Genomic DNA, 14244 nt, shown 5'->3' on the forward strand with positions numbered 1-14244 from the left:
GCGACGTGAATGGCTACTTTAAATCCACGTGACGTTGTGATTGTTGATGGCGTTCGTTCTGCCATGGGCAAATCACGTAACGGTATGTTCCGCAATGTACGTGCCGACAGTTTATCTGCTGAATTAGTACGTGCACTTGTTGCTCGTAACCAGTTTGATACTAATGAAGTTGAAGATGTAATCTGGGGCTGTGTAAACCAAACTTTAGAGCAAGGTATGAATATTGCTCGTAACATTGGTTTATTGGCTGATATTCCAAAAACTGCTGGCGGTCAAACAGTAAACCGTCTTTGTGGTTCTTCTATGCAAGCAATCCACACTGCGGCAGCTCAGATTGCAACCAACCAAGGTGATGTGTTCATCATCGGTGGTGTAGAGCACATGGGCCACGTCGGTATGATGCACGGCATTGACCTCAACCCAGAAGCGTCTAAACACTATGCAAAAGCATCTAACATGATGGGCTTAACAGCTGAAATGTTAGGTCGTATGAATGGTATCTCTCGTGAAGAGCAGGATGCATTCGGTGTTGAATCTCACCGTCGTGCGTGGGCTGCAACTCAAGAAGGTCGCTTCAAAAACGAAATCGTTGGTGTTGAAGGTCATGATGCAAACGGCTTCAAAATCCTTTGCGACATCGACGAAGTAATTCGTGCTGATGCCAACCTTGAAGCATTCAAAGCATTGAAACCAGTTTTCGATCCTAAAGGTGGTTCAGTAACAGCAGCAACTTCATCTGCTCTTTCTGACGGCGCATCTGCAATGTTATTGATGTCTGCTGAACGTGCTCAAGCATTGGGTTTAAAACCACGTGCCGTGATTCGTTCAATGGCCATTGCGGGTTGTGATGCTGCAATCATGGGTTATGGTCCAGTACCAGCAACTCAAAAAGCGCTTAAGCGTGCTGGTTTAACCATGGCGGATATCCAGACTATCGAATTAAACGAAGCATTTGCTGCTCAAGGCTTATCAGTAATGAAAGGCTTAGGCGTTTATGACAAGCAAGACATCATCAACTTGAATGGTGGTGCGATTGCATTGGGTCACCCATTGGGCTGTTCTGGTGCGCGTATCACTACAACCTTGTTGAACGTGATGGAACAACAAGATACACAAATCGGTCTTGCGACCATGTGTATCGGTCTTGGTCAAGGTATCGCGACCATTATTGAACGTGTTTAATCGACACTAAGATAAAAAGAAAATCCCCGCACTTTGCGGGGATTTTTTATTGCTAGGATCAAATTTTTAACGCGGAAACAAAGGATTCTGTGGTGGATTCAATCCATCTCTAATCTGTTGCTGCAATTTCAAAATATCGCCTAAATCGATTTTAATTGTGCCATTGCGAATGCCGTCAATATTACCGCGGTTAATATTCAAAGGCTCCAGCATTTTAAAAAGACCATTGGTTGGGTCTGAGGACTGAAAACCAGAAGCAACAGCCAATATGTATTGTTGCAAAATCGGAGAATATTGAGACAGATCTGGCTGTGCCGCCATAGGCTGATAATTCACGCTGGTCGGACTTTCAGTCACACCTGCATTCTGCATATCATTGTGAATTTTATAGACACGATGTTGCAGCGCTTGACGGGTTTGCTTATCTTCTTGATAAGGCACAAATCCAACTTCTTCCCGCAGCTCAGATTCAGCCATGACCCGAATTGTCGGTAATGACGTGACCTTCCCCTCTTGCGCGTGAACCATGGGTACACCCAAAGGAATCAACAGGGAGAACAAAGCTGCTCGTTTAAAAAAATTCATCGTTCGCTCCAAATATCCCTCATCCATAAGAAAATAATGAGTTAAATAAAAGCATATATAAATAGGCTACAGCAAAGTCAGATTTGATTCAGTAAGGGTCAGATAAACGGTAAAACTAATATCTGATAAATTAGCACCCATTCTATTTAATTAGAGATACCAAACTCATACTCACTAAAATAAAAGTATTAAAATCATTTATTGTATTGTAATCATTAAGGATATAATACTAATCACACTAACTAAACTTACAATCAACCCCACCTTAAACAAATTATAACTTCTGTAATTTTTCGTATTTAAAGCTAATATCCAACTTGTTAAAAGCATTATAAGTAATAGAAAACTCAATAATAAAATAGAAATGACAAATACAAAAAGCGATATGTTTTTCTCATCTGAAAGTAATTCAGTCGCGGCCTTAACAAGGCTTATCCCACCAAACAAGGCAACAATAATTGAAGCAAAAATTCCAAGAATCGTTACAAATTGGGTTTTTGAGTCTTCCGCATCCTTCTGAGCTTTTTGAGCTGCTTCTAATGCCCTACGTGTTTCATCTTGAACATTTACCAATCTCCCCTCTATCTCTTCAACAGTAATTTTTGCAGAGCTTGCTTCTAAATTTGCAGCTTTTGCTTCAGTTACTGAATTAACAATAATATCCCTTGAATCATTAAGCAATTCTTTTGCATGATCCAAATCACTTGTTAACATTCTTATTTGTGTATCTAGTGTAGATATTGTTCTTAATGATTCCGATACTTGTTTAGTAAGCTTCTTATTATCATGTTTTAACTCATTTAACTGCAAAATAACATCAACAGTTTGTTTTGCAATAAAATTTCTTTGACAGACTGCTAATTGGATATGAGATACAAATCTTTTATAAGCATTTAACTGATGTATAGCTTTTTTATTCTCGTCTAATTTTATTTGTTCTAGTGATAATCCATCAATTTTTAAGAGCTTTTTTAAGGGCTCAATTAAGCCTTCTATAACGCTGTTTAATTCATTACTAAATTCAAAATCTAATGCATAAATACATTCTGTAATTTCTTGATAAGGTATAGGATAAAATGTTTCTCCTGCACTATTATCTACTAAATTTTTTTCTTGGCAAATAAGTAAAAATGACTGCAAGATTTGTTGATGTAAATCTGCAGTCATTTTAAGTGGATCTAAGTGCGCTTCAATTAACTCATTGAGATTAAGAAACTTTTCAGGATTACTATTCACAAATAACCTAATTAATTAAATCTTCAATATCAAAGCTTTCATTAGATAACTCATCTACTGAATACTGAATATTTTTTTCACCATTCTTTATAGCTCGTTCTGCTCTAATCCAAGAGCTTTCTTGATGGGTCAGCTCAACTAATTCAAAAGCTTCTTTTTCTACTAAATTAGAAATAATAAAATCTAATCGCTCTCTTTGATCTATTTTCAATTTTAGAGTATTAGGATCGAAAAACTCTCTTTCAAAACGAATACCATCCTCATCATTAATAAAACGTACAGCGGTCTCAGGTGTAGTAATACGACTAAATCCATAAGAACAAAAGTTATTATAGACATTGGGTACTACTGGCCCATATTGCCATTTTTCAATTCTATCATCGAAAAGATTTGTTCCCCGCTTTAAAAAATCACAGTAAACATAGTAAAGAATTTTTTGTAATTTTACATGTGTAAAGCTAGTATCGGGAAAATTTCGATTCACAAACCAAATTATATAGTTAGCAAAATCTAGAGCTTTCATATCACACCTCCATTTTCACAATACCAAATTTAAAAATTAAATTGACCCTTATAAAATAAGTGCCAATATATGTGTATTATCCATAGTTTAATATTTTTATAAAGACTAAATAGCCTAGATTTTAGTATTATTTTTAACATGTACGACATTAGTTGTCACTCTAACTCAGATGAGTACAAATAAAGATTCATTGTCTGATCAAATTTCTTTTACAGTCGCAATTGACGTGGTGGGTCTGCCTTTCCAAGCTGCCGAAAAAATTTTCAATTCATACAAAATCTCAGGGTCTTTTGAATAGGATGAAACTCCACTAACTATGGGTTTCCTCTTCATCATCATCCTCAAAAGTCTTGGAAATCTTTTCGATATTTAGGCTCTTGGCCATCGCATCAAAGATGTTTTTATACACGCCTTGTTGCTGGTAAAGTTGATGGTGTTCACCATGTTCTACAATCATGCCATCCTGCATAACATAGGTATAATCCGCATCAATAATCTGTGACAGACTATGGGAAATAATAATAACCGTCCGCCCCTGCTTAATCTCATCCAGACTGTGTTTGATCTGTTCAGTTGCGATTGCATCCAGACTTGCGGTCGGCTCATCCAGAAAAATAATCGGGGGATTTTTCAGGAACATGCGGGCAATCGCAATCCGTTGTTGTTGCCCACCTGAGAGTAATAAGGCATCCGACTGGTAGGCCTGCGGTAATTTCAAAATCTGCTCATGGATCGAAGCTTTCTTCGCAGCAGCAATAATTTCATCCTGTGTCGCATTCATCTTGCCATAACGAATATTTTCCTCAATCGTCCCCTGAAAAATATGATTTTTTTGCAATACCAGACCAATATGATCTCGCAAATATTGGGTATCGATGTCATTTAACGGAGTGCCATTCAGCAGAATCTCACCCGACTGGGGCACATAAAATTTATCCAGCAGACTGATTAAGGTTGATTTTCCCGCCCCCGATAAGCCAACCAAAGCGGTAATCTTATTGGGCTGGATGGTCAGGTTAATCTCTTTCAAGGCATGAAACCCATTTGGATAGGAAAAATTTACCTGTTTCAGCTCAAATTTTCCTGTTAGTGGGGACGGTTTTAATTGTCCCGATGTCTCCACCTCATTATCCGCTTCCAGTATCTTGAAAAAACTTTCTGCATAGATCATCGCGTCATTCACTTCGTCATAGATCCGATGCAAGGACCGAATCGGTGCTGAGACATTATTGAACAGCAGGATATGAAACATGATCATCCCAATACTCATATCACCGACTAACACAAAATAGGCCGTGAGGATGATAATAAAGACCACACCAATCTGTTCAATAAAGGTTTTCAGCCCTTCAAACAAAAAACTGAGTTGCCGTGTACGCATCTGGTGATCGGTTAATTGCTTTTGTAGCGTCAGCTGTTTTTCTGCTTCGATCTGTTCACGGTTAAAGGATTTGATGACGGTGATCGAGTTAATGATACTCAAAATGCCCTGACTTTTACGCTCGCGCCCATCACGTAAATTACGTCGTGTGCCACTTAGTTTCTGTGCCTGTTTAAAGGTGACCCAGAAATAGATCGGGACAATACACAACGCCACCAGACCAATCCAAACATTGGCATAAAACATTAAGCACAAGGCAATCAAGGCACTACTAAACAGCGGGAAAATCTCGATAAAGAAAATCTGTACCAGTCGTGTGATCGAGCCAATACCCCGATCAATACGAGTCTGTAATTTTCCAGCCTGATTATCATCCTGCGTAAAGAAAGCCAGCCGATACTGTAAAAATTTCACGATAATCGACTGCGCCACATCTTGTGAGATCAGAATGCGGAGTCTCTCACCAAAGAACTTCTGTCCAAACTGAATAAAGATATTGATGACTTCTTTACTCAACAGAATCACACTGATCGTGACCAGAATATGCCAGCCTGCACTCAAGCCCTGTCCTGATTCAACCACCGCATTGATCTGGTCGACCGCATATTGCAAGGTCAACGCATTGACCTGTGCAGTTAAAGCACCAATCAGCGTCAGCAGCAAGGTCACGGCAACCAGCCACTTATAAGGAAGGACAAAAGGTTTTACTTTATGAAATAGCTGCCATAAATTCATATATTCGACGTCTGCCTTTTATGCGTGCAATGTGTATTAAGTCAGCGATATTGATTACAGTTCTTCTTCCAGTACCTCTGCATTATTTTTCTTGATTTTCTCCATTTTGCTATTTAACTTCAGCACATCCTGATACAGCGTATTAAACTTTTTCACCTGCGTTGTTTCACGGAAAAGAATCATTTTGTCTTTTCTTTGCCATTGGTACTTTTTCAGCATGTCAAACATGGCTTGTGCTTTTTCAATAATCTGCTGTTCGATCGGAAAAATATCATGCGCTTTATCAGCTTTCAGGTTACTTTCCAGTTTTGCCTGTAAGGACTGTCGCATTTCATTCTGAATGGTCAGACTTTTTGCCTGTTCCATAGAACTGGACTGAATCTGTTGTCGTGCTTGTTCATATTCAGTGGATGCTTTACGCACATCCGCCAGCATCTGTTCAGTTTCTTTATAATCCTGTTTTCGATCCTGATCTAGTCGCTCTACATCTAGAAAAGTATCCCAGCTCGCAGCTTTAAGTTCACGTAAATAACGATTACGCGCTTCAACATTCTGCATCCAGTAGTTGAGCAGGAATTCTGACATCAACTTATAATCGCCAGATAAGCGATCATCATGAATATCCAGTTGTACCGGTGTAGTCCAGTCTTGTGCCTGATCGTAAAGTGTACGCATTTTCTCAGCCATCACCACTTCAAACATTTGTTTATTGTTGGCAGCACGTTGCTGTAATTGATGTTGATAGAGAAAAAAAGAACCGATGCCAAGGACCACCATAAGGAAAAATAATAAAAAACGGCGCATATTGCCTCCAAATTCATTATATTTTTTTATGTTCTGAATCTTAGTTTAATCGATAAAAGACAAACCGTTATATGATTTTTATTTCACTTCTCGTAACGCAGCATTACATATTCATCGCTTTAAATTCATCGGTTCCGCCCCTATTATCTGTTTAACGAGAATTGAAGAGATACGCCATGCGTGTAGATATTTGGTCAGATGTGGTCTGCCCTTTTTGTTATATCGGTAAAAAACGTCTTGAACATGTCGCAGAAGAAGCAGGCATTGAGCTTGAAATTCACTGGCATAGCTTCGAGCTGGATCCAGATGCGCCAGCCAAGCATGACACGTCGAATACCGAACGCTTAGCCAAAAAATATGGCCGTAGTTATGCAGAAATGGAAGACATGGAGCGCAATGTTGCAGCGATGGCAGCAGCTGAAGGCATCGACTTCCAATGGCAAAAAGCCAACTCGGGCAACAGCTTCAACGCACATCGAATTATTCATCTTGCCCAAAGTAAAGGCTTGGGTAATGAAGCAGAAGAGGCATTCTTCCATGCCTATATGACCGAAGGTTTGGCAATTGGCGAACGTGAAGTGGTGGAAGAAATTGCATCACGTATCGGTCTGGATAATGCCGAAGTCGAATATGTACTTGATTCCGATGAGCTGGCAGATTTCGTTCGCCACGATGAGAAAATTGCGCGTGAACAGTTGAATGTTACTGGCGTACCATTCTTTGTGTTTGATCAAAAACTGGCGCTGTCTGGCGCACAGCCACGTGAGATTTTCTTGCAAGCCTTGCAACAGGCGCAATCTACATCCTCTGAACAGATTGAGCAGGACGATGCAGCTCAATGTAATGATGAGCAATGTGAAATCAAGCCTTAATCATAAGCCTCAGCTGCTTTAATCAAGAGATTAAGGCAGCTTTTTGATAACTCAAATAACAAAAATCAGTATTTATATCTCCCTCTTTCATTATTTATAACCGACTTCATTCGTCCCATTCATGTGGATGACTTTCCTACGTTTTATTTGATGTGCTTTTCACCACTGCTTCTGTGAGGCTGGTCACAACTCGTCCATAAATTTATAGATGTCTTTTTACTTTATGATCTAGATATCCGATTCATTGTTTTAAAATGTTTTTATTTTCAAAGACAAACCATGATCCATATCTCGATTTAAAATCTCTGAATGTGATTTTCTACTCATTTTTAAGCTATAGATTTTGTCTGGTTTTCTTCTATAATCGTCATAAAGTGACAATCTTTTGTTATGAAAATTCGAGAGTTACACGCTCAGATTGAGGGGCCTATTCAGCCACAATTGATCGATACATCACAGTTTGTCGCAGGGGAAAACATACTTTACCAACAATAATTGATACAAAACGATTTAAAGCAGCGGTTAAATTTGCACTGATTCATTATTTAAAAACAGGCTCAAGCCTATCTCTAAGGAAACAATAGATGGACGTATTAGAGAAAGCACTTTTGGTGGATGAGCTCAAACATCTCATCGATGGGCTCAAAAATGAGAAAACATCACTTTTTGAAATAGCAAAATCAAAACAACGGATTAAAGATATTTGCGCATCTTGCGACGATCCTGCCTTTCAGGATCAATTGACGCCATTCAAGGCATTTATTCTCAACGAAGAATTTTCGGCTGAAGATTTAGCCAGTTACGGTTATAGCATGACCTATCGGGGTACTTATAACTTTATGGGACGGGTTGAAAATGCCTTATTCGCTTCGGCTGATATGGGCTGGGCGGCTTTACGTCAGGCACAACTCTGGCAAATCTGGGTGATTCGTCCTGCTTTATCTTTTCTAAAGAGTCCATGGCTAAACTCATCGACCGATGCCCTGCAATGGCTACAAAATCATGCCAGCGAATATGTCAAAACCGATTATGAACTCCAGCATTTAATTCCAGTTCTGGAACCTCTGAATGAGCATCCATCTGAGCAGGATAAGAAAACATCTACCGATGCGCTTGCCCGACTTAAAAAAGAAACCGCCAACTTTCAAACCCAGCTTGACGCAATCATTCAAGATAAAATCCGAACTGTTCCAGAAAGCATTGCGCCGCCAGTACCTACAGAGAACCGAATCAAACCTGGTTTTAGACAAAGTGCCAAGCCTTCGCCAAATCTAAATAAAGCACAGCCATTGGCACTCAATGATTTTAATCTAGACGGTCTGATCTGCCGACTGGAACGTATTGATGCACGTACCTTCCCCTCTTTATATCGGGTCGACCTGCATAATGATATTGACCAGAACATCAAAATTGACTGGCTCTATTTAAAAGCTGAAAATGAAGCACAACCGATCTGGGAGTCTGCACAGATTTTTGTTGCGGAACAGCTCTATGCGCAAGGGCAATTTTCCCATTATGTGGTACTGGTCGGAACACATAGCGTGGAATACGCCATCACCATTCTGCAATCCTATACCGATCAGCGTCATACCCGTACCAGCTCGATTCATCAAACCAGTTGGGCCAATTTCAAACAGCATTATCACCAGCACGAAAGCCTGTTTAATGAATGCATTATGAATGGAACCTTGGTGTGGCAACGTGATCAACGCGTTTATCCGTATATCCCAGCGTCATTTATCAATACGCAAAAATTTATTCCATTTGAAGAAACCTCTGCGACCTTTTTTACACCTGTCATTTTATTGCGGGAACGTCAGAAAATCCGTGTGATTCATGGTTTGGAACGAGTGAATCTTTCCAGTGGAGATCAGGCCTATCCATACCTCTTATTAGACCGCAGCGATGGTTATACTTGGCAACTGATTCGTCAGGTCATCAGCCGATTGCCACAACCGATCTCGGTGCACGATTTATATCAGGCACTAGAAAACAGCATGTCGGTAGAATCGTCTTAAACCCATTTAAAAGTCTAATCAATTTTAGCCCCCTCATTTTTCAACGTATACAATGAACGTGACGTTGCAATGGGGGCTTTTTATTGCGCTAAATCCTTATGATCTTTAGCATTTTTGTACTGTTAAATTGCTGCTTTTTGTGACTGCCGCTTGATTTTAAGCATTAAATCATCAAAAGTTAAACCAAGAACAATATATAAGTCTTTATTATGAATAATTTACAGCAAATGGTGCCATCGCGTATCGTTTTTGTTTTGCTTGCCTTGACGATGGGTACGTTAAGTGCAGCCCAAGCAGAAACTACGCCGCAACAGCAAGATCAACAGCCAAATCCGTCGTCACAAAATACGTCGGAAAATGCGTTGGACTATATTCCACGTTTGGTCGATGCCACGCCCTCTATTTTTCCAGAGCAGTCAGATAAAGTTACCGTCCCACCAACGGCGGAGACAGAGGATAAAACCTGGTTTGACAAAAAACAGCGAAGAATTCGAGAGTGGGCAGATAATACGTCAGTCAAAATTGATGACTGGTTTGGAGAAGTCGATCCTGACGACCCTGCTTCAGCAACGATCCGTGTCATGCTGGATAATTACTGGAACGAATATGATAATTATGAGGTCAAGCCTCGTATTCGCGGTAAGATTAAATTACCGACTTTAGAGAAAAAAGTCAGCGTGGTTTTTGGTGATGATACCTTGGACGATGAATTCAAGAATAATGTCGGCAACACCAATAACCAGCCGAATCAGGATCCTGATAAAAAGTTTGATTCTAAACAGACCCGTGATAGTAATGGCTCTCTTGCCTTACGTTGGTCAAACTTCTCCAAGAAACTACCTTTTGAGACAGATGCCGATCTTGGTGTGCGCTCAGGCACAGATATCTATGCGCGCTTAAGAGCTGAAAAACATTGGGATTTACGCAATGATTTCCGCTTTAATGCCGAACAGATCTATCGCTATGGCAGTAAAAGTGAAAACTATCTAAGAACCAACCTAGAACTGATTCACGCGCGCCCAAACCAGCCTTTCTTATCTAATCAGTTCAGCTTAACTTATGCAGATAAGCAGGATGATGATCTATGGTGGGATAACCGTATTTTCCGTCAACACCAGTTCTTTGCGCATAACACCTTTAATTATGGCATCTACACAGGCGGTTACTACAATAACAGTGACCTACGTTTAAATAACTGGGGCCCATTCGTATCATGGCGCCAACCGCTTTGGCGTGAATGGTTCTATGTGCAAGGTGATCTCAACTATTTCAATGATCATCGTGAAGACCGAAGTCATTACGTGAGCACCTTTGTCCGTCTGGAAACTTTATTCTAATCTGCACTCCAGTCTTAACCTGCCCAAATGATTCATTGTTTGGGCATTTTTATTTTAAAAATAATATTTCTTTCAATAAATCCTTAAGCTTTGCTTGTTACCGTCAGCTTCTTTTATTGTTCTTGTTTGTGGCATGCGTCATCAATACGCTCTGGTTGTGTATTTTTTGATTATAGGTAACCTGTGCCTAGGTAATCTGCTGATGCCTTTATTTCCAATGCTTTTTGCTGTCAGCAGATCGTTTAACCACCCACCCATCACGCTGCATAAAGCCTTTATTCGAGCCCAATATTCACCGAGGGCCAATTTTAGTTGCGCTGAAGAAAATAAGATTACTCTCAATGACCAACAACTTGCACAAGATTTAATGGCGGTTTTTGGCAACGATACCCTATGGCAACGTGCTCAACAGCCTCAGCCAGTCAAGAAATTAGGTAAGAACAACAAACATCACGGCCAGCAAAAGATTGTTACACCAAATCCGCTCAGTGCAAGCTGGTCAACCATTTCAAGCCTATTACCTTTTAGTAATGATCTTGATCTGGGTGCAAATTCAGATACCGATATCTATATCCAGTTTCTCGCCAAAAAGAATTGGGCTTTACCCTTAGGTTTACAGCTCAATACGGCGCAAATTTTCCGTTATGGTTCAAGCAGTAAGAACTATGCCGAAACCAATCTTGATCTAACACAAAAACTGCAGCATCAAAAGCAGCTTTCAACCCAGTTCAATGTCTCTAAAACACAAGATGAAGACTATAGCTGGAGCAATCGTACTTTCCAGCAACTGCACTTCTTATCCAAAGATAATTTGAGTTATGGCATTTTGACTACAGGGGAATATGAAAATAGAGAACTGCGAGTCAATGAATGGGGGCCCTACTTTTCCTGGCGTCGCCCCATCTGGCGCAACTGGATTTTTATGCAGAATGATCTGAATTATTTAAATGTCCCTGCCACCAGACAAGAGGATCATTTTAGTTATCAAATGAGCTTTGAAGCACAGTTCTGATGAAAAGATCACCACAGTTGTGGATAACTTTAAAGTTATCCATACCAATAAAAAAACCTCTGCCGAAGCAGAGGTTTCTTGATCAAATTGCTTATTTCAATAATAAACTATTGATGCGTTTGACATAGGCTGCCGGATCTTCTGGTAAACCACCTTCTGCAATCACCGCCTGATCAAAAATCACATTGGCGAGATCATCAAATTGCGCCGAGCTTTCCAATTTTTTAACCAATGGATGCTCAGGGTTAATCTCCAATGTTGGTTTAATCTCTGGAACTGCTTGCCCTGCCTGTTTCAACATACGAATCAATTGTGGAGATAACTCACCTTCACTGGTAACCAGACATGCAGGTGAATCAACCAGACGTGTTGTGACACGAACTTCTTTGGTCTTGTCTTTTAATGACGTACTTAAACGGTCTACCACAGGTTTGAACTGCTCTGCTGCTTGCTCTAACGCTTTTTTCTCTTCAGCATCTTGCAGGTCGCCCAAATCAACAGCACCTTTCGATACGTTTTGAAGCGGCGTACCATCGAATTCAAATACGAAGTTCATCGCCCACTCATCGACACGGTCTGCCATAAGCAGGACTTCGATGCCTTTCTTCTTGAACACTTCAAGCTGTGGCGAGTTCTTAGCAGCAGTCAGGTTTTCTGCTGTGACGTAGTAAATCGCCTTCTGGCCTTCTTTCATACGTGCTTTATAGTCAGCAAAAGACGTTGAAATTTCATCATTGTTTGAAGTCGCATAACGTAATAGCTTTAAGATACGTTCGCGGTTACCAGTATCCTCACCCAAACCTTCTTTCAGCACTGAACCGAACTCAGTATAGAAAGTCTTGAATTTCTCTTGGTCTTTTTCATCTTCCGATTTTGCCAAACCGTCCAGTAAAGTCAGCACACGACGCGCATTACCTTCACGAATAGTTTTTACATCACGGCTTTCTTGTAGCAGTTCACGGCTGACATTAAGCGGTAAATCAGCACTGTCAACCACACCTTGTACGAAACGTAAGTAGTTCGGAATCAGGTTATCCGCTTCATCTAGAATAAATACACGTTTTACATATAGCTTGATGCCCGCCTTCGCTTCACGGGTAAACAAATCCTGTTTGGCCTGACTTGGAATATACAATAATTGCGTATATTCAGTGCTACCCTCAACACGGTTATGGGCCCATGCCAACGGTTCTGCAAAATCATGGCTCAGGTTTTTATAAAACTCGATGTATTGTTCATCTGTGATTTCGCTCTTGTTACGCGTCCACAGCGCGCTTGCCGAGTTAATCGCTTCCCATTCATCGGTCTTCACCATCTGGCCACCGCTTGTAGTGTTGGCCTCTTCACCTTCAGCGACTTCGTCCTCTTGCCAAACTTCTTTTTGCATTTCGATTGGCAAGCTGATGTGGTCAGAATATTTATTGATGATTTGTTTAACTTTCCACGACTCTAGATACTCAAGCGCATCATCACGTAAGTGCAAGATAATGTCCGTACCACGTGTGGTTTTATCAATGGTCTGAACTTCAAACTCACCTGTGCCGCCACTAATCCAGCGTACACCCTCTGCTGCATCTAAACCTGCACGGCGTGATTCCACCGTAATCTTGTCCGCAACAATAAAGCCTGAATAGAAACCAACACCAAACTGACCAATTAACTGCGCATCGGCTTTTTGATCACCGGTCAGTTTAGACATAAAGTCTTTGGTGCCCGACTTGGCAATGGTTCCCAGATTATCAATTGCTTCTTGCTGGCTTAAGCCAATCCCGTTATCCGAAATGGTGAGCGTTTTATTGTCTTTATCTAAAGTCACACGAACATGTAGGTCTGGATCATTTTCATAATATTCAGGATGATTAATGCCTTCGAAACGTAACTTATCGCACGCATCAGACGCATTTGAAATCAATTCACGTAAGAAAATTTCAGGGTTGGAATACAGAGAATGCGTCACTAAATGCAATAACTGAGCAACTTCAGCTTGGAAACTATAATTTTGTGCGACTTGTTCACTCATAAATCACTCCTTATCTGTGAGGCTTATCTATTTGGAATGATTTATGAATGGTGTATATCTTAAATTTTTCAATCCTTGATCTGCATTTTTCAGGCAAAAATTGCACAAAATGGCAATTAGAATGGGCCTCGGCTCAATACTCGCTCCTGTAATAGCTGATCAAGCTGCTGTTGACGTTGTGCATAAGCACGTTTGATACACGGTGTATTTGCGCCACATGAGTTACGTTGTTTTAACCACTGAAATTGTCTGTCTTTTTCAGCATCACGTCCGCCCATTGGCAAGGCATGTAAAATAATCTGATAGGTGGTAGCCATTCTCACATCCGCATCATTGAGGCTGCGCTCATTACAGATCTGCTGTTCGACTTTCAACTTTGCTGCCTTACACGAATAACTGGCCGCATACGCCTGAGATAAAAATAACAAGGGGATGAACAATAAGATCGAAGTCATTACTTTTTTCATGATGAAGGTCTCACTTTTATTAAGATTATTTTTTCAGCATACAAAACTCTCTGTGTAAGGCCTGTATTTGTT

Annotated in this window: 12 protein-coding genes; 5 read left to right on the forward strand and 7 right to left on the reverse strand. The window is 40.4% G+C overall.

Translation table 11 applies throughout. From position 1 onward, the window contains the following. Positions 1-9 precede the first annotated feature (9 nt). Entirely contained in the window at positions 10-1182 is a 1173-nt protein-coding gene (gene fadA / locus EC846_RS15470) for an acetyl-CoA C-acyltransferase FadA (RefSeq protein ID WP_004802276.1), read from the forward strand. 66 nt (positions 1183-1248) lie between these two features. On the opposite strand, the gene EC846_RS15475 is transcribed toward fadA, so the two are convergent. From EC846_RS15475 to EC846_RS15495, 5 genes are all read right to left on the reverse strand, one after another. Next, complete coding sequence (locus tag EC846_RS15475; protein ID WP_123775692.1) at positions 1249-1767, reverse strand: hypothetical protein; 519 nt, start codon at positions 1765-1767, stop codon at positions 1249-1251. A 198-nt stretch (positions 1768-1965) separates the two neighbouring features. After that, complete coding sequence (locus tag EC846_RS15480) at positions 1966-3003, reverse strand: hypothetical protein (RefSeq protein ID WP_123775693.1); 1038 nt, start codon at positions 3001-3003, stop codon at positions 1966-1968. Between the two features lie 7 nt (positions 3004-3010). Beyond that, a complete protein-coding gene (locus tag EC846_RS15485; protein ID WP_123775694.1) occupies positions 3011-3526 on the reverse strand; it encodes a Panacea domain-containing protein in 516 nt (171 codons plus the stop codon). A gap of 310 nt (positions 3527-3836) precedes the next feature. After that, the gene (locus EC846_RS15490) at positions 3837-5642 is read right to left on the reverse strand and encodes an ABC transporter ATP-binding protein (RefSeq protein ID WP_123775695.1); all 1806 of its coding nucleotides are present in this window, start codon (positions 5640-5642) and stop codon (positions 3837-3839) included. Between the two features lie 54 nt (positions 5643-5696). Beyond that, the gene (locus tag EC846_RS15495) at positions 5697-6446 is read right to left on the reverse strand and encodes a hypothetical protein (protein ID WP_123775696.1); all 750 of its coding nucleotides are present in this window, start codon (positions 6444-6446) and stop codon (positions 5697-5699) included. A 176-nt stretch (positions 6447-6622) separates the two neighbouring features. On the opposite strand from EC846_RS15495, the gene EC846_RS15500 reads away from it, so the two are divergent. The 4 genes from EC846_RS15500 (at position 6623) to EC846_RS15515 (ending at position 11685) form a co-directional block, all read left to right on the forward strand. Next, positions 6623-7318, forward strand: a complete 696-nt coding sequence (locus EC846_RS15500; RefSeq protein ID WP_005255509.1) for a DsbA family oxidoreductase — start codon at positions 6623-6625, stop codon at positions 7316-7318. A gap of 584 nt (positions 7319-7902) precedes the next feature. Continuing rightward, on the forward strand, positions 7903-9336 hold the full coding sequence (locus tag EC846_RS15505) for a hypothetical protein (protein ID WP_123775697.1): 1434 nt from the start codon (positions 7903-7905) through the stop codon (positions 9334-9336). Positions 9337-9545: 209 nt separating this feature from the next. Next, complete coding sequence (locus EC846_RS15510) at positions 9546-10673, forward strand: hypothetical protein (protein WP_004774043.1); 1128 nt, start codon at positions 9546-9548, stop codon at positions 10671-10673. Positions 10674-10806: 133 nt separating this feature from the next. Further along, positions 10807-11685, forward strand: coding sequence for a selenocysteine synthase (locus tag EC846_RS15515; protein ID WP_123775698.1), 879 nt, complete (start codon positions 10807-10809; stop codon positions 11683-11685). A gap of 91 nt (positions 11686-11776) precedes the next feature. On the opposite strand, the gene htpG is transcribed toward EC846_RS15515, so the two are convergent. Together htpG and EC846_RS15525 are read right to left on the reverse strand one after the other, a co-directional pair. Continuing rightward, positions 11777-13705: a molecular chaperone HtpG gene (gene htpG, locus EC846_RS15520; protein WP_123775699.1), complete on the reverse strand. Its 1929-nt coding sequence runs from the start codon at positions 13703-13705 to the stop codon at positions 11777-11779. 116 nt (positions 13706-13821) lie between these two features. Beyond that, on the reverse strand, positions 13822-14172 hold the full coding sequence (locus EC846_RS15525) for a lysozyme inhibitor LprI family protein (RefSeq protein ID WP_123775700.1): 351 nt from the start codon (positions 14170-14172) through the stop codon (positions 13822-13824). Positions 14173-14244: the final 72 nt, after the last annotated feature.

The sequence above is a fragment of the Acinetobacter sp. BIGb0102 genome (assembly GCF_003815055.1).
GTDB lineage: Bacteria > Pseudomonadota > Gammaproteobacteria > Pseudomonadales > Moraxellaceae > Acinetobacter > Acinetobacter vivianii.

Bases quoted from the DNA above. Each gene is read 5' to 3' on its own strand.
- EC846_RS15500 (WP_005255509.1), top strand. From the start codon at position 6,623: ATGCGTGTAGATATTTGGTCAGATGTGGTCTGCCCTTTTTGTTATATC.
- EC846_RS15490 (WP_123775695.1), bottom strand. From the start codon at position 5,642: ATGAATTTATGGCAGCTATTTCATAAAGTAAAACCTTTTGTCCTTCCT.
- EC846_RS15525 (WP_123775700.1), bottom strand. From the start codon at position 14,172: ATGAAAAAAGTAATGACTTCGATCTTATTGTTCATCCCCTTGTTATTT.
- EC846_RS15505 (WP_123775697.1), top strand. From the start codon at position 7,903: ATGGACGTATTAGAGAAAGCACTTTTGGTGGATGAGCTCAAACATCTC.
- EC846_RS15515 (WP_123775698.1), top strand. From the start codon at position 10,807: ATGCGTCATCAATACGCTCTGGTTGTGTATTTTTTGATTATAGGTAAC.
- EC846_RS15495 (WP_123775696.1), bottom strand. From the start codon at position 6,446: ATGCGCCGTTTTTTATTATTTTTCCTTATGGTGGTCCTTGGCATCGGT.
- EC846_RS15510 (WP_004774043.1), top strand. From the start codon at position 9,546: ATGAATAATTTACAGCAAATGGTGCCATCGCGTATCGTTTTTGTTTTG.
- fadA (WP_004802276.1), top strand. From the start codon at position 10: ATGGCTACTTTAAATCCACGTGACGTTGTGATTGTTGATGGCGTTCGT.
- htpG (WP_123775699.1), bottom strand. From the start codon at position 13,705: ATGAGTGAACAAGTCGCACAAAATTATAGTTTCCAAGCTGAAGTTGCT.
- EC846_RS15475 (WP_123775692.1), bottom strand. From the start codon at position 1,767: ATGAATTTTTTTAAACGAGCAGCTTTGTTCTCCCTGTTGATTCCTTTG.
- EC846_RS15485 (WP_123775694.1), bottom strand. From the start codon at position 3,526: ATGAAAGCTCTAGATTTTGCTAACTATATAATTTGGTTTGTGAATCGA.